Source organism: Burkholderia sp. Bp9015 (assembly GCF_003853505.1).
Classification (GTDB): Bacteria; Pseudomonadota; Gammaproteobacteria; order Burkholderiales; family Burkholderiaceae; genus Burkholderia.
The window spans coordinates 81427-104154 of sequence record NZ_QTPZ01000025.1; the positions used below are offsets into that span (position 1 = coordinate 81427).

Consider the following 22728-nt stretch of genomic DNA (forward strand, 5'->3'; position numbering starts at 1 on the left):
ACCCGAACCGGGCGCGCCATCCACACCGATCACGCGCACGATGCCTCGGCCTTGCATGTGCACGCCGTGATGGCGACACGCGCGAACGCCGGCAGCGCAAGCACGCGTCAGCCGTCAGCCGTCGAATGGCACCAGTTCGTAACTCGTGCTCCGGCCACCGGACGACGAGCGATGCAGGACACCGCGCGCGACGAGCTGCTCGATATCACGCAGCGCCGTGTCTTGCGAGCACTTCGCGAGGGCGGCCCACTTGCTGGTGGTCAGCTTCCCTTCGAAACCATCGAGCAGGCGATTCATCACCTTGACCTGACGTTCGTTCATCGCGAGGCCCGCACATCGCTGCCAGAAGCGCGCCTTGACCAGAACCGCATCGAGCGTCGTGTGCGCGTGATCGACGGCCCGACCCAGCGCATCCAGAAACCACGCGAGCCATGCCGTGACGTCCAGCGAACCGCGCTGCGTGCGCTCCAGCACGTCGTAATACGCATTGCGCTCGCGCTGGATTTGCGCCGACAGGCTATAGAAGCGCTGCGGGCTCCGATCAGCGCGCGCCAGAACCAGATCCCCGAGCGCGCGTGCGATACGGCCGTTGCCGTCGTCGAACGGGTGGAGCGTGACGAACCACAGGTGGGCCAGGCCGGCCCGGATCAGCAAGGGCTCGACCGGCGTCGCATTGAACCACCGCAGGAAGCGCTCGATCTCGTTCGGCAGGCGCGCGGCAGGCGGCGCTTCGAAATGCACGCGTTGCCGGCCGATCGGCCCGGACACCACCTGCATCGGCCCGCTCGCATCCATACGCCACGCGCCGACGGTGATCCGCGACATCCCGGAATAGCCGGTCGGAAAAAGCGCCGCATGCCACCCGCGCAGCCGGGCTTCGGTCACCGCCTCCGCCGAACGGGCCGTCGCGTCCAGCACCATGTCGACCACGCCCTCGACATGGCGATCAACCGGCGCCAGCGCCCCAATATCGACGCCGAGCCGGCGCGCAATCGATGATCGGACCGATGCGACGTTCAGGTTGTCGCCCTCGATTGCGCTGGTCTTGACGACATCCTCCGTCAATGCGGCCAGGCTGGCCTCATCGCGCAGTGCGAGGCCGACATCCGCCAGTCTTCCGGCCAGCGCACCTTGCGCACGGCTGACATCGGCCAGTGACGTCGCGAGTGCCGGGAGGTCGAAGCGCCAGGCGGGCCAGTCGGACGACTGCCAGATGAAGGTGTAATCTCCGCTCATGATGCGGAGATTATCCCACCGATTCACCGCATGACTCAACAATCTCCGCAAATCCTGCGGAGATTACGCTTCGATTCACCGCACGCGCCGCACGCCCGCGCCTCTACCGCCGCCGGTCCGCGCCGCCGTTCGCCGCCGGCACGGCCTTCCCCAGCCGCTCGGCCAGAAACCCGATGAACGTCCGCAGCGTGACGAATCCTTCACGGTGCTGCGGAAACACCGCGTTCAGCGTGATCGGCGGCGGCGCGTACGCGTCGAGCACCGGCACGAGCGCGCCGCTGTCGAGCGCCGCGCCGACGATGAAATGCGGCAGCAGCGCGATGCCGAGCCCCGCGATCGCCGCGTCGCGCACGACTTCGCCGTTGTTCGCGACGAGCGGCCCCTGCACGTCGAAGGTGCGCGCCACCCCGTCGACCCGGAATTCCCAGCCGACGCGCCGCTCGCGCCCGTACATCAGGCACGTATGGCCGCCGAGGTCGGCCGGCGTCGCGGGCGCGCCGTGCCGCTTCAGGTAAGCGGGGCTCGCGCACGCGATCATCTGCCACGCGCCGAGCGCTCGCGCGATCAGCGTCGAATCCTCGAGCGTGCCGATCCGCAGCACGAGGTCGAAGCCCTCGCCGATCAGGTCGACCCGCCGGTCGGTCAGGTCGACGTTCAGCCGCACGGCCGGATGCGCGGACAGGAATTCCGCGATCAGCGGCGACACGTGCGTGATCCCGAACGACAGCGGCGCGCTGATCTTCAGCGAGCCGTGCAGCTCGGTGCTGCGCACCGACATCGCCTGCTCGGCGTCGGCGACCTCGGCGAGGATCCGCTGCGCGCGCGCATAGAACTCCTGCCCCGATTCCGTGACCGCGAGATTGCGCGTGTTGCGATGCAGCAGACGCACGCCGAGCGACGCCTCGAGCGCCATCGTGCGCCGGCTCACGAACTGCTTGGACAGCATCAGCTGGTCGGCCGCCGCCGTGAAGCTGCCGGCATCGACGGTCGCGACGAAGATCCTGAGGTCGTTGAGTTCCATATTGTCCACTCCATAGCGACAGTCATTATCTCTACGGCCATTTATTTGTCAAATAGATTGACCTAAGATTCATCTCAACGAACGGCCGGGCCCACTTCCGAGGTCCGGCGACATCCAGGAAAAAATCATGATCGAGACTCGTGCAGCAAACCAACGTGGCCGTGCCGAGCATGGCTGGCTCAGCTCCCGTCACACGTTTTCTTTCGCGAACTACTACGATCCCAAGCAAGTCGGCTTCTCCGACCTGCTGGTGATCAACGACGACCGCGTCGCGCCGGGCCGCGGCTTCGGCACGCACCCGCACCGCGACATGGAAATCCTGTCGTACGTGCTCGACGGTGCGCTGGAGCACAAGGATTCGATGGGCACCGGGTCGGTGATCGTGCCGGGCGACGTCCAGTTGATGAGCGCGGGTACCGGCGTGCGTCACAGCGAGTTCAACCACTCGCACGAGACGCCCGTCCACTTCCTGCAGATCTGGGTCGGACCGTCCGAGAAGGGTGCCGAGCCGCGCTATCAGCAGACGAACATCGCGGAAGCCGACAAGCGCGGCAAGCTCACGCCGATCGTGTCGCCCGACGGCAGCGGCGGTTCGCTGAAGATCCGCCAGGACACGCGGATCTACGCGGGCCTGTTCGACGGCGACGAGCGCGCCACGCTCGAACTGGCACCGGGCCGCTTCGCCTACGTGCATGTCGCACGCGGCAGCGTGACGGTCAACGGCGTGACGCTCGGCGAAGGCGACGGCGCGCGCATCCGCGACGAACAGGCGCTGACGTTCGCCGACGGCAAGGATGCGGAAGTGCTGGTATTCGACCTGCGTCCGGTCGAAGTGACGGCCGAGTGGGCATGACGCCTGCTTGGAACCTCGGGCCCCGCTGAAGGCGGGGCCTTCTTAATCGGAGATTCGCAACATGGCCAAGGTACTCGTTCTTTACTACTCGTCCTACGGGCACGTCGAAACGATGGCGCAGCACGTCGCGGAAGGCGCGCAATCGGTGCCCGGCGTCGAGGTCACGCTCAAGCGCGTGCCGGAAACCATTCCCGCCGACCAGGCGAAGGCGATCGGCGTCAAGGTCGACCAGGCCGCCCCCGTGGCCACCGTGGACGAACTCGCGGGCTACGACGCGATCATCTTCGGCACGCCGACCCGCTTCGGCAACATGGCCGGCCAGATGCGCACGTTCCTCGACCAGACCGGCGGCCTGTGGATGAAGGGCGCGCTCGTCGGCAAGATCGGCAGCGTGTTCGCGTCGACCGGCACGCAGCACGGCGGCCAGGAAACCACCATCACGTCGTTCCACACGACGCTGCTGCACCACGGGATGGTGATCGTCGGCGTGCCCTATGCGTGCAGCGGGCTCGTCAACATGAACGAGATCACGGGCGGCACGCCGTACGGCGCGACCACGCTCGCGGGCGCGGACGGCAGCCGTCAGCCGAGCGCGAACGAACTCGACATCGCGCGCTACCAGGGCAAGCACGTCGCGGAACTCGCCGCGAAGCTCGCGTCGTAACGCGAACGAATGCCGCGCGTGCCGGGAAGCCCCGGGGCCGCGGCGCGTGGCGCTTGCGCGGCACACACACGAGCGAACGGCGCCGGTCGAACCCGGCGCCGTTTTTCATTGAACCAACGTCGGCCCTTGCCGGCCGCCTGCAGCCGTTTGCGGCCGTTACTGGCCCGATGCAGGCGCGGCCGGCGCCGGCGCCGCCTTCGTCGCGGGCGCCTTCTCCACCGCGTTCTGCGGATAGTTGCTCTGGTCGTTGGTGAGCCGGTAGCCGGTGCCCGTGCCGATCGCCTTCAGGTCCTTCGCGTGACGCGCGCGCGCTGCCTTGCGGGCAGCTTTCTTCTGCGCCTTGTCGAGTTGCTTCTGCGTCGGTGCGGATGCCGGATTCTCAATGGGCGCGGACGCCGGATCCTGCGCATATGCCGCCGGCGCTGCGGTCAACAGCAGACCGAACGACGCCGTTACTGCCACTGCCACCGAAACCACGCGAGACTTCGTCATGACCGGTTCTCCTTGTCGATTGTTGGATGTGGGTCGAACGCCGGCCCGCACGCGACGGACGTCGGCGTGCCGCCACGGCGCCGATGCAACGTTAGCCGATCGCTGCACAAATGTCCGTGCCGGTTCCTGAATTCTCCCGATAACGGCCACGATACATCCGCGGCAGGCGCCCGGCGGGCCGGCGCGGGGGGCTCGGTCATCAGGGAAACCGATAGCATCGCTCGCCGCCGCTGCCCTGCACCGCTCAGATCCAGCGCGACAGCACCGGCAGCAGGATCGGCACGACGAATGCGGTCAGCACGCCGTTCAGCCCCATCCCGAGGCCCGCGAACGCGCCGGCCTCCTCGCTGACCTGGAACGCGCGCGCGGTGCCGATCCCGTGCGACGCGACGCCGAGCGCGAAACCGCGCACGGCCGGCTCCTCGATGCGCAGCGCGTTCAGGATCGCACGGGCGCACACGGCGCCGAAAATGCCGGTCGAGATCACCAGCACGGCGGTCAGCGACGGAATTCCGCCGATTTCCTGCGCGACGGCCATCGCGATCGGCGTGGTCGCGGATTTCGGCGCGAGCGACGCGATCGTCTGGTGCGACGCGCCGAACAGCGCGGCGATGCCGACCGCCGACACGATCGCGGTCAGCGAGCCCGCCAGCAGCCCGACGAGCAGCGGCACCGCGGCGCGCCGCAGCTTCGACCACTGGCGGTACAGCGGCAGCGCCAGCGCGACGGTCGCCGGGCCGAGCAGGAAGTGAACGAACTGCGCGCCCTCGAAATACGTCGGATACGGCGTGTGCGTGATCGTCAGCAGCACGACGATCAGCGCGACCGCGATCAGCACCGGGTTCGCGAGCGGGTTGAAGCGCGCCCGCGCATAGACGGCCTGCGCAACCAGGTAGGCAATCAGCGTGATCGTCAGGCCGAGCAGCGGGGTCGCGGCGAGGTAGACCCAGATCGCGCCGAGTTTCGGGAAGGCCGTCATTGCGTGCCCTCCGCCGCACCGTCCGCGCGCCGCTGGCGCCGCAGCAACGCGCGCGTGACGAGCGCCGTCACGGCGATCGCAAGCGACGTGCTCGCCGCCAGCGCGACGACGACCGCCAGCGCATCGCCGCGCACGCGGTCGGCCGACACCATGATGCCGACGCCGGCCGGCACGAACAGCAGCGACAGATGGCGCAGCAGCTCGAGCGCGGTCGGCTCGATCGCGTCGGCCACCCGCGGGCGCAGCATCACGAAACCGAACAGCAGCAGCATGCCGATCACGGGGCCCGGCACCGGCACGCCGAACAGGTAGGACACCCCTTCCCCGAGACACTGGAAGGTCAGCAAGACCGCGAACGCCTGCAGCATGAGCCGCTTCTCCCGAACGTGGCCGCGTGACCGTGCAGCCGATGGGCCGGCGGCATGCGACGCCGGCGTGGACGATACGCGCGATCGTACCAACAATGCGCGCGGCGGGCACCGCGGGCCATCACGCGATCGGGATCGGCATCGGGCTGCTTCGATCCGGCCGCCGGGGTCGCGTTTCGACGGCCCTGTCGCCCCGCTCCCCATGCGAAAGCGGCGGACCTAAGCCCGCCGCTTCGCCGTTCGCATTCGAACCCGTTCGAATGCCGCCCGCAGCCCTACTTCAGGCGCGTGGCGATTTCGTTGGCCATCGCCTTCATCGCCGCCTTGGTCGGCGCATCCTCGGCCAGCGCGTTCAGCAAACCGAAGTCGTGAATCGTGCCGTCGTAGCGCGTCGTCGTCGCATCGACGCCAGCGGCGTCGAGCTTGCGACCGTACGCTTCGCCTTCGTCGCGCAGCACGTCGAACTGCGCGACCTGGATCAGCGCGGGCGGCAATCCCTTCAACTGCGCGGTGCTCGCACGCAGCGGCGACGCGTAGATCTCGTTGCGTTGCGCTTCGTTCTTCGTATAGGCGTCCCAGAACCACTTCATCATCGGCCGGGTCAGGAAGTGCCCCTGCTGATACGCGTTGTACGAACCGGTATTGAAGTCGTGGTCCGTCACGGGCCACAACAGGCCCTGGAAGCGGATCGCCGGGCCGCCCTTGTCCTTCGCCATCAGCGCGACGACGGCCGCCATGTTCCCGCCGACGCTGTTGCCGACCACCGCGAGGCGGCTGCCGTCGACGCCGATTTCCGCGCCGTGCGCGGCGACCCACTTCGTCGCCGCATACGCCTGGTTGATCGCGACCGGGTAATGCGCTTCCGGCGACGGCGTGTAGTTCACGAACACCGCGACGGCGCCCGATTGCACCACCAGATCGCGCACCAGGCGCTCATGCGTCGGGAAGTCGCCGAGAATCCAGCCGCCCCCATGGAAAAACATGAACACCGGCGGCGTGCCCGCCACTCCTTGCGGACGCACGATCGTGATCGGCACCGACAGGCCGTCCTGCTCGATCGTGCGGTTCGATACGTCGATGCCGGACAGGTCGACCTTCGCGCCGCGCTGGGCGTCGACCAGCACCTGACGCGCCTTCGCGGGGCTCAGCGTTTCGAGGCCCGGCCCCTTCTGGCCGTTCAGCACGGCGAGCAACCCGCTGGTCGCCGTATCGGGACGGACGCCGTCGGTGCCGGCGGCAAAGGCGGTGGGGGCGCTGAACAACGCGGCCGCAACGGCAGCGGCGACAAGCAGCGGCTTGACGATCTTCATGATGAAACTCCTTGGCTCAACCGGTGTATGCAATGAATGACGACGGATTACTTCGTAGTGCGTGCGATCAGACGAGCGTCAGCGTGACGTCGATGTTGCCGCGCGTCGCGTTCGAGTACGGGCAGACGATGTGCGCACGGTCGATCAGCGTTTGCGCGGTTTCACGGTCGAGGCCCGGCAGCGAGATCTTCAGTTCGACTTCGATGCCGAAGCCGTTCGGGATCGCACCGATGCCGACGCTGCCTTCGATCGCGGCGTCCGCGGGGATCGCGATCTTGTCGCGGGCCGCGACGAACTTCATCGCACCGATGAAGCACGCGCTGTAGCCGGCCGCGAAAAGTTGTTCAGGGTTCGCGCCGGCGCCGCCCGCACCGCCGAGTTCGCGCGGCGTGGTCAGCTTCAGGTCGAGACCGCTTTCGGGCACCGTGGCACGGCCGTCACGGCCGCCGGTGGCTTTTGCATGAGCGCGGTACAGCACTTTTTCGATCGACATGACAGACTCCTTTTCAATGGTGAGTAAGTGAAACAGCCTTCCAACCCGGGATCGCGCGCCGACGGCCTGGCCGCCGGCATCACGTTTGTTTATCTACTCATAGATAGACACATATCCCCAAAAAAATGCGGATGATCGAATCCATCCGCCCGATTATCTATCTACCACAAGATAGATAACTAACCCCAACAAAAGGCGGCGAACCGCCTGACTGCCTGCCCCGTCCATCAGGACCGGGTTTTCCAGACGGCCTCGACATCCTCGAGACGCGCCCGCGTATGAAACAGCCGGCTGGCCAGCACGCTGCCCTGGAACGCCGCGTACAACGTGCGCGCCGCCGTTTCCGGCGTGCCGCTGAACTGCAGCGTGCGCTCCTTCGCGCCCTGCGCCAGCAACTCGGCGAGCCAGTTCTCGTTGGCCTTGAAAAAGGCCTGAACCGCCTGCCGCACGCGCTCCGGCAACGATTCGATGTCCGCCGCGAGCATGCCGCACAGACAGATCTGATTGCCGTCGCCGAGCGTTCTGCCGAACAGCTTCGTGTAGAGGCTCAGCTTGACGTCGGCCGGCAACGCCGGATCGATCGCACGCATCGCCGCAAGCACTTCGTCGCTGTACGCCGCCACCGCTTCCAGCACGAGATCGTCTTTCGACGGGAAGTAGTAGTGGATGCTCGACGTCTTCACGCCAACCAGATCGGACAGGTCTCGATAGCTGAAGCCGTTGTAACCGCGCAGCATCATCAGCGTGATCGCGTGGTCGAGAATCTGTTCGCGGACGGTCGTCTTCGTTTCCATGGATCGAACTTTATCTACTCATAGATAGATAGTCAAGACTTTTTTGTGGGGCGCGATGAAAGGCTCGTCGAATCCCGGGTGTCGGCACGCGTGGCACCGTGCCGCCGCGATTGCTTACAACGCGCGCAACAGCGTGCGGGACACGCCGGAGCGCGGCGGCGGGCGGAACTACCCGGACAGGCGACGACGCGTGGGCAACGAACGTTTCGAATGATCCGCCCATGCTCGGGTCGCGGCGCACCACTCACCGGACACCATCCCTTCGTTCCATTTTCTTCGTCAACCTAACGAAGCGCGCCCCGCTTCGCCTGCGCGATTTGCGCACATGCGCGCCCGAGCGCGTGCCGGCATCGCCCCTCCGTCGCCGTGCGACGCCGGTTCTCTCTCGGAAGGAGTACCTCTTCAAGAGAGTTGTTTGCGCGTTATTGGCTAACGATCGTTGATCGCATCGTACCCAACCCGACTTGACGGAGACCCCCATGAGTTCCCTCCCTGACAGCGCACCGGCGGATTTCCCCGCCGCGCATGGCGAGACGGCCGGACTTCAGCGCAAGATAAGCTGGACCGGCGCGTTCTGGGTCGCGAGCGGCGTGCCCGCGCTCGTGCTCTTCTCGATCGGCTCCATCGCGGCCACCGTCGGCAAGCCGTCGTGGATCGTATGGATGATCTCGATCCTGTTCGGCTTCATCCAGGCGTTTTCTTACGCGGAGATTGCAGGACTCTTTCCGCACAAGTCGGGCGGCGCGTCGGTGTACGGTGCGATCGCGTGGGTGCGCTACAGCAAGCTGCTCGCGCCGCTGTCCGTGTGGTGCAACTGGTTCGCGTGGTCGCCGGTGCTGGCGATCGGCTCGGGCATGGGCGCGGGCTATGTGCTGAACATGCTGTTCCCGGCCACGGCCGCGATCAACACCTGGCAGATCACGCTGCTCGATCTCGGCTGGCTCGCGAGCGGCCTGTCGCTGCGCATCAACGCGACCTTCGTGATCGGCGCGATCATCCTGCTCACGACCTTCGCGGTCCAGCATCGCGGCATCCTGCAGGCCGCAAAACTCCAGATGATTCTCGCGATCGCCGCGCTACTGCCGCTGCTGCTCGTCGGCGTCTATCCGATCCTGAGCGGCGACCTGCCCAAGTCGCACCTGCTGCCGCTCTACCCGCTCGCGAAGGATGCGGCAGGCCGCGTCATCGACGGCACGTGGAATCTGGCGGGCCTGCAGCTGATGGCGGGCGGCCTGTTCATCGCCGCGTGGTCGACCTACGGCTTCGAGACGGCGGTCTGCTACACGCGCGAGTTTCGCGATCCGCGCCGCGACACGGTCAAGGCCATCGTCTATTCCGGCCTGCTGTGCATCGTGTTCTTCACGATGGTCCCGCTCGCGTTTCAGGGCGCGCTGGGCCTCGGCCAGCTCGTCACGCCCGAAGTGAAGGATGCGGCCGGCAACGTCACGCAGGCGGCCGTCTACGACGGCGTGCTGTCGCCGGGCATCTTCAGCGGCATGGGCGTCGCCGAAGCCATGGCGCAGATCGTCCACGTCGGCAACCGGGGCGAGTACATCCTGAAACCGATGCTGGTATTCGCGCTGGTGCTCGCGATCATGACGTCGATGGCCGGATCGTCGCGCACGCTGTATCAGGCATCGGTCGACGGCTGGCTGCCGAAGTACCTGTCGCACGTGAACGAGAACGGCGCGCCGACCCGCGCGATGTGGACCGATCTCGGCTTCAACCTGTTTCTGCTGCTGATGTCCGACTACACCGTCGTGCTCGCGATGTCGAACGTCGGGTACATCATCTTCAACTTCCTCAACCTGAACGCGGCATGGATCCACCGCCTCGACCGCGCGAACTGGCCGCGCCCCTTCAGGGCGCCGCGCTGGCTGCTCGCGCTCGGCACGCTGCTGTCGTTCGTCAACCTCGCGCTGATGGGGTTCGGCGCCGACGTGTGGGGCAAGGGCACGCTGGTCTCGGGCCTCATGTTCGCCGCGCTGATCCTGCCGGTGTTCGCCTGGCGGCATTACGTGACCGACAAGGGCCGCTTCCCGGACCAGATGCGGGAAGACATGGCGTTGTCCGGCAGCATGCAGCCGCGCAAGGCCGGCTATCTGCCGTACCTGACGCTGCTGCTCGGCGTGGCGGTCGTCGCTGCGACGCACTGGTTCGCGCCATAAGCGCGCCGTCGCGGTTGCGCTCGAATCGAAACGACGCCCGGTTCACGACCGGGCGCCGCGCTTTCGCGCCGGCAATCCGGCGCGGGCGCGGCTGGCCGCGCGAATGCGTCGGCCGCTCAGGCGCCCGACCGGTCGCCCGGCCGCACTTCGAAGATCGCGCCCTCGACGCCCAACACCTCGCCGCTTGCCGAATAAATCCCGACGCCGTTCTCCCACACCGGCTTGATCCGTCCGTCGGCGCACCTGATCCGATACCGCAGATCGAAGACGCCGCGCACCGCCAGCGCCTGCTGTACACCCGTCCACACGTAATCGGCATCCTCGGGCACGATCAGTTGCCCGAATGCATGCGCATGCCCGTCGAGAAACCACTGCCGCGGATAGCCGGTCAAGCCCTCGCATCCGGCGCTCACGTACTCCATCGTCCACAGCCGGTTGTTGCGGCCGCGGTAGACGAGGCCCGGAATGCTGTCGAGCAGCCCCGCGACGCTTCTCAGGTGTGCCTGCGTCGAGGTCTCGCGACGGCGGTCGAGCGTCACGTCGGACAGCGCAACGGACGAGCCGCCGGCATTTCTCTTCAACGACACCTCGAACCAGCGCAGTTCGCCGTCCGGACGCACGCAGCGCAGACGCTCGCGGACCCCGCCGCGCGAGATCGCCCGCGCACGCTGCAGCATGCCGCTCCAGATGCGCCGGTCCTCCGGATGCACGTAATCGACGAAGCGCCGACCGGCCGCGGGCCGTTCCATCGCGTCGGTCCACGCGACGTTGAAGCCGGCGATCCGTCCCGCGCCGTCCAGCTTCAGCAGCGCAAGCGGGCAATCGTCCACGTCGAACGCGCCGCTCGACGGCTGCGTCGGCTGAACAGGCTGAGTCACGCGCGCGCCGTCCTTCATCACGCCCCCCGTTCCCGCGTCGATGCGCCGATCGCGCGCCGGTGCACCGATGCCGCCAGCTCGAGCCGCGTTCGCGCGTCCAGTTTCCGCAGCAGGTTCTTCACGTAGACCTTCACCGTGCCCTCGCTGATGCCGAGCACGCGCGCGATCTGCTTGTTGCTCATGCCGTCGGCGATCAGCGTCAGCGTCTGCGTTTCGCGCGCGGTCAGGTCGACCGGCCGCGCGTCGGCATGCGCGCCGGCGACGCCGTCTTCGTCGGCGAGTTCGTCGTCGAGCACCACGAGCCCCCGCATGCAACTACGCACGTAGGCGAGCAGCGCTTGCGGCTCCGACTCCTTCAGCACGTAGCCGTCGGCGCCGAGCCGCACGGCCGCGCGCAGCTCGTCGCGCTCCATCGACGCCGTCAGCAGCACCTTCACGCAATCGACCTCCTTGCGCCTGAGCCCGTCGAGCACCTGCAGCCCGCCGAGCCCCGGCATGTGCAGATCGATCAGCACCAGCTCCGGGCGCAGCATGCCCGCGAGCGAAATCCCCTGCGCGCCGTTCGACGATTCGCCGACCACGCGAAATTCTCCGGTCGCACCAAAAAATTCGGCCACGCCGCGGCGAAACAGCGGGTGATCGTCGATCAACAGCAGCGTCGTCGGTTCCATCAGGATGTCTCTCCGAATGTCGCGCCGTCCGGCACGACAAGTATCACGCGCGTCCCGCGGCAGGCGCCGCCATCGATCGCGATGCGTCCGCCGATCGCCGCCGCGCGTTCGCGCAAGATGTCGAGGCCGTAGTGGTTCAGGTCGGCCGATCCCTCGCTGAGCCCGATTCCGTCGTCGACGACGGATACCTGCAAACCATCGCCGTCGGTCCGCAGCGTGATCCACGCATGCCCGGCCTGCGCATGACGCACGACGTTCGACAGCGCTTCACGGACGATCTGCAGGATATGCAGCGCGATGCGCGGATCGATCCGCAGGTCGGGCACGCGATTGTCGAGTTCGAACACCACATCGCAGCGGCGCGAGAATTCCGCGACCGACTCGGCCAGCGCCTGCTGCAGCGAGCGCCCGTCGAGCGTCAGCCGCGCGCTGGTGATGAGCTCGCGCACCTGGCGCTGCAGGCGCGTCGTCATCGTGCGCAGTTCGGCCAACAGCGGGTTGCCGGTCGTGCCCTGTTGCTGCAGGCGAGCGACCAGGAACGACATGAAGCCCAGTTGCTGCGCGACCGAGTCGTGCAACTCGCGTGTCAGCGCCTCCGACGGGTTCGTCGCGTCGCGCCCGTGCGCGTCGGCGGGCGCCCGACGCATCAGCGCCGCGCGGATCGTGGCCGCGACGATCTCGAGGTCCATCAGCAGCGTCGGCGCCGCCGGCAGCGCGACGTCCAGCACCAGCACCGCGTCGCCGAGCGCGCGCACCGCGCGCCCGTGCCCCTGCCCGACGCAGTCCGGACACAGTTCGCATGCGCCGTCGCTTGCCCCATGCCGCAGCTTGCAGCGATGCCCCTGCGTGCATCGCACCAGCGTGTCCGGCGCGGATTCGTAGCCCGCGCCGCCATCGAGCGCGAGCACGATCCGCGCGTCCGGCAATTCGCGCGCGAGTCCCGTGAAGAACGCGTGAAACGCCACGTGGCGCGGCGCGCCATTGACGTATCCGGCCAGAAACGCGAGCAGCGCGTCACGCATGCGCGTCGGCAACGACGCGCCGCCGGCGGGCCGCATGCATCGGTCGGTCAGGCTGTCGTCAGGAGTCACGGTCGTTCGGCACGGACAAACCAGGATCGAATCACGACGCAAGTTCCATGCCTTTCGGCGCCGTTCCGGCGCGCTACCTCTTAGGGCGTACCTCCTCTTCAGGATTGAACGGCAATTACTGGCAAGAAACTATGTTGAACAACAGGAACGCAAACGTGACGCCACGACCGTCGCCGAGCGTACGCCCATTCATGATGCAAACGCCCCATTTTGGGAGCCGATCGATGCACTCAATTGAACCGTTCGCAGCCCGCAACCGGCAACCGGCCCATACGCCGTTCGTGCCGCCGAGTTTGCCGCACTATGCGCCGCTGCAGCCTTGCGCCGAGGCCCGCTCGCATCTCGTGGTCGCGCAAGGCGGCGCGCTCCATGCGCTGCCGGCGTTCATCAACGCGCTCGCGGGGCTGCCGGGCAGCGCGCTGCTCGTCACGCTCGGCAAGCTGCAGGCAATCGGCCTGCCGGCCGTGTTTCACGCGTCGCTCGACACGCTGGAAGACGAGGTGCGGCACCGGCTGGATGAAAGCACGGTCGGCGTGCGTCTTTATGTGTGCGGCGACGAGACGTTCGTCTGGCACATTCGGCGTATCGCGCAGGCGGCCGGCCTGCTGCCGGAGGAGGTGGGTGCGGCCGTGTCCGGCACGCGGCGCACCGTGTACTGCGTGCATTGCGGGGCCGCGCATGCGCACGACGGGCATGACGAGCCCGACGAGGTCACCTGCCCGTCATGCGACGTCCGCCTGAGTGTCCGCCAGCATTTCTCCGCGCGGCTCGGCGCCTATCTCGGCGTCTGCGCGGATGCCGACCAGCCCTGCGCGGGAGACCGCGCATGAGCCTGCTCGACGTTCGCGTGGCCGAAGCCCGCATGCTCACACCCGTCGTGCGCGAACTGGTGCTGACGGCGCTCGACGGCCCCCTTCCGGCGTTCTCGTCGGGCAGCCACGTGCAAGTCGTGCTGAACGACGGCGGCCGCACCTATCGCAATGCCTATTCGCTGGCGGGCGATCCGGCCGAACGAAACCTCTACCGGATCGCCGTGCGCCGTCACGCGTCGTCACGCGGCGGCTCCGCGTTCGTGCACGACCGTCTGGAACCCGGCGCGCGCCTGCGCATCACCGCACCGGCGAACCTGTTCGCGTTGAACACCACCGCGCGCCATCACGTTCTCGTCGCGGGCGGCATCGGCATCACGCCGTTCATCGCGCATCTCGCGGAACTCGAGCGCCGGCAAGCGAGCCACGAGTTGCACCATGCGTACCGCGCGGGCCTGACGGATGCCTATCGCGCATCGCTCGATGCGCGGCTCGGCGCGCGCTTTCACGGCTATGACGGCGTGCACGCACGCTTCGACGCGATCGCGATGCTACAAAGGCAGCCGCTCGGCACGCACGTCTACGTGTGCGGCCCCGCAAGCCTGCTGGACGCGGTGCGCGCCGCGGCCGCCGCGCTCGGCTGGCCGGCCGGCCGCGTGCACTGGGAAGCCTTCGTGGCGCCGGCGCCGGGCCAGCCGTTCGCGGTCGACCTGCGCCGCAGCGGCCGTCGCATCGCGGTCGGCGCCGAGCAGAGCCTGCTCGAGGCGCTCGAATCGGCGGGCATCGACGTGCCGAACCTGTGCCGCGGCGGCGCATGCGGCCAGTGCGCGACGCGCTATCTCGACGGCACGGTCGAGCATCGCGATGCGTTCCTGGACGCCGACGCGCGCGCCACCCATCTGATGCCCTGCGTATCGCGCGCGTGCGGCGCCGCATTGACCCTCGACCTGTGAGATCCGAGCCATGAGCGTATTCATCAAGCCCGCGCAAACCTATCGCGACGACTTCTCGTTCCGCAACAGCCCGGCGGCGATCGCGCGCTTTCCGTTTCCGTTCCCCGAGGACCGGTACATGTATTCGGTCAACCTCGAGCCCGCGACGCCGCGCGATCCCGGCTCGGTCTTCGCGCACCACTTCGACATCGACGAGCACTACCGTTCCGAGATCGCCGAACGCGCACGCGTGCTCGACGCCGATCCGCGCCGCGCGATCGTGATGCCGCACATGGAGACCGCGTGCTGGGACACGCTGGAGATGATCATGACGCATCTCGCGCACGACTATCCGGCGTGGTTCGCGCTCGAGCGCGACGGCGATCGCTGGCACTGGCGGAACCACGCGCTCGACCTCGACCAGGCCTTCGTGTTCGGCGACGCGCGCACGCTGCCGTACGGCCCGCTCGAATACGTCATGCGGCAGACGCAAGGCGACATCGCGCTGCTCGACCAGCGCGACGGCGACCTGTACATGGACGCCGGCGTCGTCACCGGCCCGGCCGACTGGTCGCTCGCGTTCGATGCGGGCATGAGTTTCAAACAATGGCACGCACCGGTGCCGCTCGCGCACCAGGCGGGCGTATTCGACCGCGCGCTGAAATACCTGCTCGGCGTGCAGGCAGGCCACCCCGTGCGCCGCCTGAACTGGACGCTGACCATTCATCCGCGCCTCGACACGTCGCCCGAGACCTATCACCAGTGGGGCGCGGACCGCGGGCGCGTGACGCCCGACAACGTCGGCGAAGCCGTGCACCTGCGCGTCGAGCTGCAATTGATGGCGCGGCTTGCGCGCAGCAATGCGCTGATGTTCGGCATCCGCACCTACCTGTGCAGCATGGCCGACCTCGTCGGCAACCCGGTGTGGGCGCGCCGGCTGCACCGCGTGCTGCGCGACCTGCCCGACCCGATCGCCGAATACAAGGGCATGACCCGCTACCGGCACACGCTCGTCGAATGGCTCAGCCGGTTCGACGTCGACGCCTGACCCGGCGTTTTCCGTAATCGACCTTCACTTTCGTTTGGAGCATTCAAGATGGCGAACTCCTGGCGCATCTCCGCCCTCGCGGACCGGCATCGCGCACTCGGCTCGAATCTCGAGGACTGGAACGGCATGGGCACCGCATGGACCTATGCGACCGATCTCGCCGACCACCACGAGGCCATTCGCACCCGCGCAGGCCTGATGGACGTATCGGGGCTGAAGAAGGTGCACTATGTCGGCCCGCACGCCGAAAGCCTGCTGAACTGGGCGACGACGCGCGACATCGGCAAGCTGTATCCCGGCAAGTCGGTGTACGCGACGCTGCTCGACGAGAGCGGCAAGTTCATCGACGACTGCATCGTCTACCGCACCGGCCCCAATGCGTTCATGGTCGTCCATGGCGCGGGCGCGGGGTACGAGCGCCTCGTGCGCTCCGCGTATGGCCGGCAGGTCGCCGTGCTGTTCGACGACGACCTGCACGACCTGTCGCTGCAGGGGCCGGTCGCGGTCGACTTCCTTGCCAAATACGTGCCGGACATCCGCAACCTGCCGTACTTCCACCATGTGCAGACGCGCCTGTTCGGCCGGCCGGCGATGATCTCGCGCACCGGCTACACCGGCGAGCGCGGCTACGAGATCTTCTGCAAGGCCGCCGACGCGCCGTTCATCTGGGACACGATCCTCGACAAGGGCCGGGCGATGGGCATCGTCCCCTGCGCATTCACCGCGCTCGACTGGCTGCGCGTCGAGAGCTACCTGCTGTTCTATCCGTACGACAACTCCGAGATGTACCCGTTTGCCGACGAGCGCGCCGGCGACACGCTGTGGGAACTCGGCCTCGATTTCACAGTGTCGCCCGGCAAGACCGAATTCTGCGGCGCGGCCGAGCACTTCCGGCTCGCCGGCAAGGAGCGGTTCCGGATCTTCGGCGTCGAGCTCGAGGCCGCGAAGGCCGCGCAGGCCGGCGACACGCTCTGGCACGACGGCAAGGCGGCCGGCGTGATCACGTGCGCGATGTATTCGCGGCTGACGGGGCGCTCGCTCGCGCTCGCCCGCCTCGACGTCCGGCATGCCCGTGCGGGCGTGCCGCTCGTGGTGAAGGGCAGCGTCGAGACGCGCGCGACCACCGCGCTGTTGCCGTTCGACGATCCCGACAAGAAAAAGCGCACCGCCGTCGGCTGACGCGTTGACGACCATGCATGACCGGCGACGGCCGGCCTTTCCCGCATTCCGATCCGTTTCGAGGACACACGACGTGAATCCGAACTACATCCTGACGATCAGCTGCCCGGCCACGTCCGGCATCGTGGCTGCCGTCACCGCCCATCTCGCCGCGTCGAACTGCTACATCGGCGAGCTGGCGCAATACGACGACGAGGTCAGCGGCACGTTCTTCATGCGCGCCGTGTTCCGCTTCAACACCGGTGCGAACGGCAACGTCGAGCAGCTGCAGCGCGATTTCGCGGGCGTCGCCCGGGATTTCTCGATGCAGTGGCAACTGAAAAGCGCCGGCGAACCGATGAAGGTGCTGCTGATGGTCAGCAAGTTCGACCACTGCCTGTCCGACCTGCTGTACCGCTTCCGCAAGGGCGAGCTGCGCATGCAGATCACCGCGGTCGTGTCGAACCATCTGGATCTGCGGCCGATGGCCGAGCGCGAGGGCATCCGCTTCATCTACCTGCCGATCACGCCGGACACCCGAACGCGGCAGGAGGCGGAGCTGATGCGCATCGTCGACGAAACCGGCACCGAACTCGTCGTGCTGGCCCGCTACATGCAGATCCTGTCGAACGACCTGTGCGAGCGGCTCGCCGGCCGCGCGATCAATATCCACCACTCGTTCCTGCCGGGGTTCAAGGGCGCGAAGCCGTACCACCAGGCGTTCGAGCGCGGCGTGAAGCTGATCGGCGCGACCGCTCACTACGTGACGTCCGACCTCGACGAAGGGCCGATCATCGAGCAGGAGGTGCAGCGCGTCGACCACGTGCTGCAGCCGTCCGATCTCGTCGCGATCGGACGCGACACCGAGACGGTCGCGCTGTCGCGTGCGGTCAAGTATCACACCGAGCACCGCGTGTTCCTGAACCAGAACCGCACGGTGATCTTCCGATGAGCGGCGCGACGATCATCGACGGCAAGGCGATCGCCGACGCGCTGCTGGAATCCGTCCGGCACGACGTCGCGCGGCTGCGCGGCGACGGCGTGCTGCCCGGCCTCGCGGTCGTGCTCGTCGGCGACGACCCGGCGAGCCACGTCTATGTGCGCAACAAGATGCTGCGCGCGCAGCAGGTCGGCATCCGTTCGATCGAGCATCGGCTGCCCGCCGACACCGTCGCGTCCGACTTGCTCGCGCTCGTCGCCGAACTCAACGCCGACCCCGACGTCCACGGGATTCTCGTGCAGATGCCGCTGCCCGCGCCACTCGACGCCGCGGCCGTGATCGACGCGATCGATCCGCGCAAGGACGTCGACGGCTTCCATCGCGACAATGTCGGCGGGCTCGCGCTCGGCCAGGACGCGCTCGTGCCGTGCACGCCGTCGGGCTGCATGCATCTGCTGCGGGAGATCGTCGGCGACTTGCGCGGCAAGCATGCAGTCGTCGTCGGGCGCTCGAACATCGTCGGCAAGCCGATGGCCGCGCTGCTGCTCCAGTCCGACTGCTCGGTGACGACCGTCCACTCGCGCAGCGCGAACGCCGCCGAACTGTGCCGCCAGGCGGACATCGTCGTCGCGGCAGCCGGCAAGCCGGGGCTCGTCGATGCGGACTGGATCAAGCCGGGCGCGGTCGTCGTGGATGTCGGCATCAACCGCATCGAATCCGGCGGCGCGACGCGGCTCGTCGGCGATGTCGACCACGACAGCGTGGCGCGCGTCGCCGCCGCGTTGACGCCGGTTCCGGGCGGCGTCGGTCCGCTGACGATCGCCTTCCTGATGAAGAACACCGCGCTCGCGGCGCGGCGGCAGCGCGCGACGTGACCCGCGTCCGCGCACGAACGGCACGCGCCGTTCGCCGAACCACGGCTAACCACTTCCAACGAGGTAGAACGCGATGACACAACGTGTTGCAATCATCGGTGCGGGCCCATCCGGCATGGCCCAGCTTCGCGCCTTCCAGTCGGCCCAGGCGAAGGGCGCGGACATCCCCCAGCTCGTCTGCTTCGAGAAGCAGCGCGACTGGGGCGGCATGTGGAACTACACGTGGCGCACCGGCACCGACGAACATGGCGAGCCGGTCCACGGCAGCATGTACCGCTATCTGTGGTCGAACGGCCCGAAGGAATGCCTGGAGTTCGCCGACTACACGTTCGAGGAACACTTCGGCAAGCCGATCGCGTCGTATCCGCCGCGCGAAGTGCTGTGGGACTACATCAAGGGACGCGTCGAGAAGGCCGGCGTGCGCAAGGACATCCGCTTCAGCACCGTCGTGCGCCAGGTTGCGTTCGACGACGCGAGCGGCCGCTTCACGGTGACCGCGCACGATCTCGACAAGGACGTCGTGTACGCGGAAGACTTCGACTACGTCGTGAATGCGTGCGGCCATTTCTCGACCCCGAACATGCCGAGCTTTCCCGGCTTCGACAGCTTCGGCGGACGCATCCTGCATGCGCACGACTTTCGCGACGCGCTCGAATTCAAGGACAAGGACATCCTGCTCGTCGGCAGCAGCTATTCGGCCGAGGACATCGGGTCGCAATGCTACAAGTATGGCGCGCGCAGCATCACGAGCTGCTATCGCACGGCGCCGATGGGTTATCACTGGCCGGCGAACTGGGAGGAAAAGCCGTTGCTCGAGCGCGTGCGCGGCAACGTCGCGTTTTTCGCCGACGGCAGCAGCAAGAAGATCGACGCGATCATCCTCTGCACCGGATACCAGCACCATTTCCCGTTCCTGCCCGACAGCCTGCGCCTGAAGACGAACAACCGGCTTTGGCCGCTCGACCTGTACAAGGGCATCTTCTGGGAACGCAACCCGAAACTGATCTATCTCGGCATGCAGGACCTCTGGTACTCGTTCAACATGTTCGACGCGCAAGCCTGGTACGCACGCGACGTCATCCTCGGCCGCATCGCGCTGCCCGGTTTCGACGCGATGCACGCCGACAGTCTCGCGTGGCGCGCGCGCGAGGAAACGCTGGTCACCAACCAGCAGATGTTCGAGTATCAGGGCAGCTATATCCAGGACCTGATCGATGCGACCGACTATCCGAGCTTCGACATCGCCGGCGTCAATCGCACGTTCCTCGCGTGGAAACACGACAAGCACGAGAACATCATGGGCTATCGCGACAAATCGTATCGCTCGCTGATGACCGGCACCCAGTCGCCGCCGCATCACACGCCGTGGCTCGACGCGCTCGACGATTCGATGGACGCGTACCTCGGCGAGCGTGCGCCCGAGCCGCGCGTTCGCGCCGGCTGACTGTCGCGGCACTGCGCTGTCGCGTCACCCGACCGGGCCCCGGGTGCCGCGACGCCCGACGTGCCGTTCGCGGCCGCGCGCATCGCGGGCCGCGCCCGTCCACTCATTCAAGGAACGTCCATGCTCATTCGACCACCGACCGTGTCGCGGCCGCACGAACCTGCGTTGTCCGCGCATGCGGCCGGCCGCGAACGCCATCGTGTCGCCGGTGCGGGGCTCGCCGCCGTCAAGCTCGATGCCGGCGATACGCTGCAGGTGATCGACGTCGAAGGCCGGCAGCGCGCGGAGCTGCTCGCATTGCGCGTGCGCGACGGCGGCAGTGCGCTGGCCGCGCTCGCCCTGACGCCCGACGACAGCGCACGCTTCATCGCCGAATGCCTGAACGGCGCTTCCGCAGCACAAGCGGATCTCGCCATCCTGCTCGAACGGCACGGGCTGACGGGCAAGCCGTTGCCCGACGGCGCCGTCCTCTGGTCCGGCGACACCCGCGCCGGCACCATGCGCACGTTCGTCGCGACGGAGCCGATCGTCGCGATCGTCGCGGCGCCCGGCGGCCCCGTGCCCGTGGACCGGGCCGGCCAGCCGGCGACGGAGCTTCAGCTGTCCGTCGTGCGCGCGGGCGCGTCCGCTGCCACGCAGACGAGCGTGCCGCTCGCCGATCCGCTCGCGGATTTCGTCATCCGTCCGGGAACGGCCGTCGCGTACACGGTCGCGGCCGGCGAGTACCTGCAGATCGTCGACGTCGACGGCAGGCAATGCTCCGATTTCGTCGCATTCGATCTCGACGCGCTCGGTGGGCACCGGGAAGTCGGTCTCGATCCGACCGTCACCCGCACGCTGAACGGTCATGCGTATCCCATGCCCGGTCTGTACTCGCGGTTCTTCGATCAGCTCATGCAGCCGATGCTCGAAGTCGTGCACGATACCGTCGGCCGGCACGACACGTTCGCGCTCGCGTGCACCGCGCGCTATTACGACACGCAGGGTTACCCGGGCCATGCGAACTGCAGCGACAACATCAGTGCGGTGCTCGCCGAATACGGCATCGCCGCGCGTCCCGGCTGGCCGGCGATCAATTTCTTCTTCAACACCTCGATCGACGCGCACGGCCAGATGACGATCGACGAGCCGTGGTCGCGCCCGGGCGACTACGTGCTGCTGCGCGCGCTGAAGCCGCTGCTGTGCGTCAGCACGTCGTGCCCCGACGACATCGACCCCGCGAACGCGTGGCAACCGACCGACATCCGGATCCGAACCTATTCGAGCGAGGCGCGCGTCACCATGTCCACCGCCATCAGACCCACCCCCGACGCCCCGCCCGTGCTGACGCGCCAGTCGGGCTTCCACGCCCGCACGTCGGCGCTCACGCGCCACTTTGCCGACTACCGCGGCTGGCACCTGCCGGCGCGGTTCGACGGCTACGGCGCGATCGACGAATACTACGGCTGCCGCGAGCGCGCGGCGATCGTCGATCTGTCCGCGTTGCGCAAGTTCGACGTCACCGGCCCCGACGCCGAGGCCCTGTTGCAATACTGCCTGACGCGCGACGTGCGCAGGCTCGCGGTCGGACAGGTCGTCTACTCGGCGATGTGCCATCCGCACGGCGGAATGCTCGACGACGGCACCCTGATGCGGCTCGGCCCCGACACGTTCCGCTGGATCTGCGGCGACGATTTCGCGGGTGTCTGGCTGCGGGAGCAGGCGAACAGGCTCGGCATGAAGGCCTGGGTCAAGTCGTCGTCCGACCAGATCCACAATGTCGCGCTGCAAGGGCCGCGCAGCCGCGAGATCCTGCGCGCGCTGATCCGCACGCCCGCGACCCAGCCGTCGCTCGACAGCCTCGGCTGGTTCCGCTTCCTGATCGGCCGCCTCGGCGGCGACGACGGCTGCCCCGTCATCGTCAGCCGGACCGGCTACACCGGCGAGCTCGGCTATGAGGTCTGGTGCCATCCGCGCGACGCGCAAGCCGTATGGGACGCGATCTGGGCGGCGGGCCAGCCGCACGGACTCGTGCCGCTCGGTCTCGACGCGCTCGACCTGTTGCGGATCGAAGCCGGGCTCGTGTTTGCCGGCTACGAATTCACCGACGAAACCGATCCGTTCGAGGCCGGCATCGGCTTCAGCGTTCCGCTCGCGACGAAGACCGATGACTTCGTCGGGCGCGACGCGCTGCTTCGCCGCAGCGCGCATCCGCACCGCCGGCTCGTCGGGCTCGAACTCGCCGGCAACGAACCGGCCCGTCACGGCGATTGCGTGCACAACGGGCGGGCACAGGTCGGCGTCGTCACGAGCGGCATGCGCTCGCCGATCCTCGGCAGGAGCATCGCGCTCGCGCGAATCGACGTTCACCACACGGAGCCGGGCAACGTGCTCCACGTCGGCAAGCTCGACGGCCAGCAGAAGCGCATCGACGCGCGGGTGACCGCCCCGATCTTTTACGATCCGGAGAAGGCGCGCGTACGCGGCTAGCGGATGCGATTGCCCCTTGCACACACCTGCAGGCA

General features: G+C 67.6%; 22 protein-coding genes. 11 read left to right on the forward strand and 11 right to left on the reverse strand.

Going from position 1 to position 22728, the window contains the following annotated elements:
* Positions 1-114 precede the first annotated feature (114 nt).
* Both DIE12_RS24710 and DIE12_RS24715 read right to left on the reverse strand, forming a co-directional pair.
* A complete protein-coding gene (locus tag DIE12_RS24710; protein WP_221622570.1) occupies positions 115-1236 on the reverse strand; it encodes a Fic family protein in 1122 nt (373 codons plus the stop codon).
* Between the two features lie 103 nt (positions 1237-1339).
* Complete coding sequence (locus tag DIE12_RS24715; protein ID WP_124488080.1) at positions 1340-2257, reverse strand: LysR family transcriptional regulator; 918 nt, start codon at positions 2255-2257, stop codon at positions 1340-1342.
* A gap of 127 nt (positions 2258-2384) precedes the next feature.
* Here DIE12_RS24715 and DIE12_RS24720 point away from each other — a divergent pair, with 127 nt between their 5' ends.
* Entirely contained in the window at positions 2385-3110 is a 726-nt protein-coding gene (locus DIE12_RS24720; protein WP_124488081.1) for a pirin family protein, read from the forward strand.
* Between the two features lie 61 nt (positions 3111-3171).
* Positions 3172-3774: an NAD(P)H:quinone oxidoreductase gene (wrbA, locus tag DIE12_RS24725; RefSeq protein WP_044847700.1), complete on the forward strand. Its 603-nt coding sequence runs from the start codon at positions 3172-3174 to the stop codon at positions 3772-3774.
* A gap of 156 nt (positions 3775-3930) precedes the next feature.
* Here the strand turns inward: wrbA and DIE12_RS24730 are convergent, their stop codons facing one another.
* The 6 genes from DIE12_RS24730 to DIE12_RS24755 all read right to left on the reverse strand — a co-directional run bounded on the left by DIE12_RS24730 (position 3931) and on the right by DIE12_RS24755 (position 8210).
* A complete protein-coding gene (locus DIE12_RS24730) occupies positions 3931-4266 on the reverse strand; it encodes a hypothetical protein (RefSeq protein WP_044847701.1) in 336 nt (111 codons plus the stop codon).
* A gap of 244 nt (positions 4267-4510) precedes the next feature.
* A complete protein-coding gene (locus DIE12_RS24735) occupies positions 4511-5245 on the reverse strand; it encodes an LrgB family protein (RefSeq protein WP_124488082.1) in 735 nt (244 codons plus the stop codon).
* Positions 5242-5613 carry a CidA/LrgA family protein gene (locus DIE12_RS24740; RefSeq protein WP_124521247.1) on the reverse strand — a complete coding sequence of 124 codons (372 nt, stop codon included), beginning with the start codon at positions 5611-5613 and terminating at the stop codon, positions 5242-5244. The genes DIE12_RS24735 and DIE12_RS24740 overlap by 4 nt, the downstream gene beginning before the upstream one ends.
* A 275-nt stretch (positions 5614-5888) precedes the next feature.
* Complete coding sequence (locus DIE12_RS24745) at positions 5889-6923, reverse strand: alpha/beta hydrolase (protein ID WP_124521249.1); 1035 nt, start codon at positions 6921-6923, stop codon at positions 5889-5891.
* A gap of 67 nt (positions 6924-6990) precedes the next feature.
* Positions 6991-7416 carry an organic hydroperoxide resistance protein gene (locus DIE12_RS24750; RefSeq protein ID WP_011880657.1) on the reverse strand — a complete coding sequence of 142 codons (426 nt, stop codon included), beginning with the start codon at positions 7414-7416 and terminating at the stop codon, positions 6991-6993.
* A gap of 227 nt (positions 7417-7643) precedes the next feature.
* The gene (locus DIE12_RS24755) at positions 7644-8210 is read right to left on the reverse strand and encodes a TetR/AcrR family transcriptional regulator (protein WP_124488085.1); all 567 of its coding nucleotides are present in this window, start codon (positions 8208-8210) and stop codon (positions 7644-7646) included.
* 479 nt (positions 8211-8689) lie between these two features.
* Between DIE12_RS24755 and DIE12_RS24760 the strand changes: the two genes are divergently transcribed.
* The gene (locus DIE12_RS24760; protein ID WP_185641016.1) at positions 8690-10378 is read left to right on the forward strand and encodes an APC family permease; all 1689 of its coding nucleotides are present in this window, start codon (positions 8690-8692) and stop codon (positions 10376-10378) included.
* 116 nt (positions 10379-10494) lie between these two features.
* Here the strand turns inward: DIE12_RS24760 and DIE12_RS24765 are convergent, their stop codons facing one another.
* From DIE12_RS24765 to DIE12_RS24775, 3 genes are read right to left on the reverse strand one after another with little or no spacing between them, the layout of a single operon-like run.
* On the reverse strand, positions 10495-11256 hold the full coding sequence (locus tag DIE12_RS24765) for a PAS domain-containing protein (protein WP_260427318.1): 762 nt from the start codon (positions 11254-11256) through the stop codon (positions 10495-10497).
* Positions 11257-11273: 17 nt separating this feature from the next.
* Positions 11274-11927 (reverse strand): response regulator, encoded by a 654-nt coding sequence (locus DIE12_RS24770; protein ID WP_124521251.1) that lies wholly within the window; start codon positions 11925-11927, stop codon positions 11274-11276.
* On the reverse strand, positions 11927-13018 hold the full coding sequence (locus DIE12_RS24775; RefSeq protein ID WP_221623853.1) for a sensor histidine kinase: 1092 nt from the start codon (positions 13016-13018) through the stop codon (positions 11927-11929). The genes DIE12_RS24770 and DIE12_RS24775 overlap by 1 nt, the downstream gene beginning before the upstream one ends.
* Positions 13019-13242: 224 nt before the next feature.
* Here DIE12_RS24775 and DIE12_RS24780 point away from each other — a divergent pair, with 224 nt between their 5' ends.
* The 8 genes from DIE12_RS24780 (at position 13243) to DIE12_RS24815 (ending at position 22693) form a co-directional block, all read left to right on the forward strand.
* Positions 13243-13848, forward strand: coding sequence for a dimethylamine monooxygenase subunit DmmA family protein (locus DIE12_RS24780; RefSeq protein WP_124521253.1), 606 nt, complete (start codon positions 13243-13245; stop codon positions 13846-13848).
* Positions 13845-14780: a PDR/VanB family oxidoreductase gene (locus DIE12_RS24785; protein ID WP_124521255.1), complete on the forward strand. Its 936-nt coding sequence runs from the start codon at positions 13845-13847 to the stop codon at positions 14778-14780. Before DIE12_RS24780 ends, DIE12_RS24785 begins: the two co-directional genes overlap by 4 nt.
* A gap of 10 nt (positions 14781-14790) precedes the next feature.
* Positions 14791-15807 carry a DUF3445 domain-containing protein gene (locus DIE12_RS24790; RefSeq protein WP_124521257.1) on the forward strand — a complete coding sequence of 339 codons (1017 nt, stop codon included), beginning with the start codon at positions 14791-14793 and terminating at the stop codon, positions 15805-15807.
* Positions 15808-15855: 48 nt separating this feature from the next.
* Positions 15856-16986, forward strand: a complete 1131-nt coding sequence (locus DIE12_RS24795) for an aminomethyltransferase family protein (RefSeq protein WP_124522996.1) — start codon at positions 15856-15858, stop codon at positions 16984-16986.
* Positions 16987-17059: 73 nt separating this feature from the next.
* Positions 17060-17917 (forward strand): formyltetrahydrofolate deformylase, encoded by an 858-nt coding sequence (gene purU, locus DIE12_RS24800; RefSeq protein WP_260426285.1) that lies wholly within the window; start codon positions 17060-17062, stop codon positions 17915-17917.
* Positions 17914-18780, forward strand: coding sequence for a bifunctional 5,10-methylenetetrahydrofolate dehydrogenase/5,10-methenyltetrahydrofolate cyclohydrolase (locus DIE12_RS24805; protein ID WP_124488091.1), 867 nt, complete (start codon positions 17914-17916; stop codon positions 18778-18780). Before purU ends, DIE12_RS24805 begins: the two co-directional genes overlap by 4 nt.
* 73 nt (positions 18781-18853) lie before the next feature.
* Complete coding sequence (locus DIE12_RS24810) at positions 18854-20224, forward strand: NAD(P)-binding domain-containing protein (RefSeq protein WP_124488092.1); 1371 nt, start codon at positions 18854-18856, stop codon at positions 20222-20224.
* 120 nt (positions 20225-20344) lie between these two features.
* Positions 20345-22693 (forward strand): DUF1989 domain-containing protein, encoded by a 2349-nt coding sequence (locus DIE12_RS24815; protein WP_221623854.1) that lies wholly within the window; start codon positions 20345-20347, stop codon positions 22691-22693.
* The last annotated feature ends 35 nt before the right edge of the window (positions 22694-22728 follow it).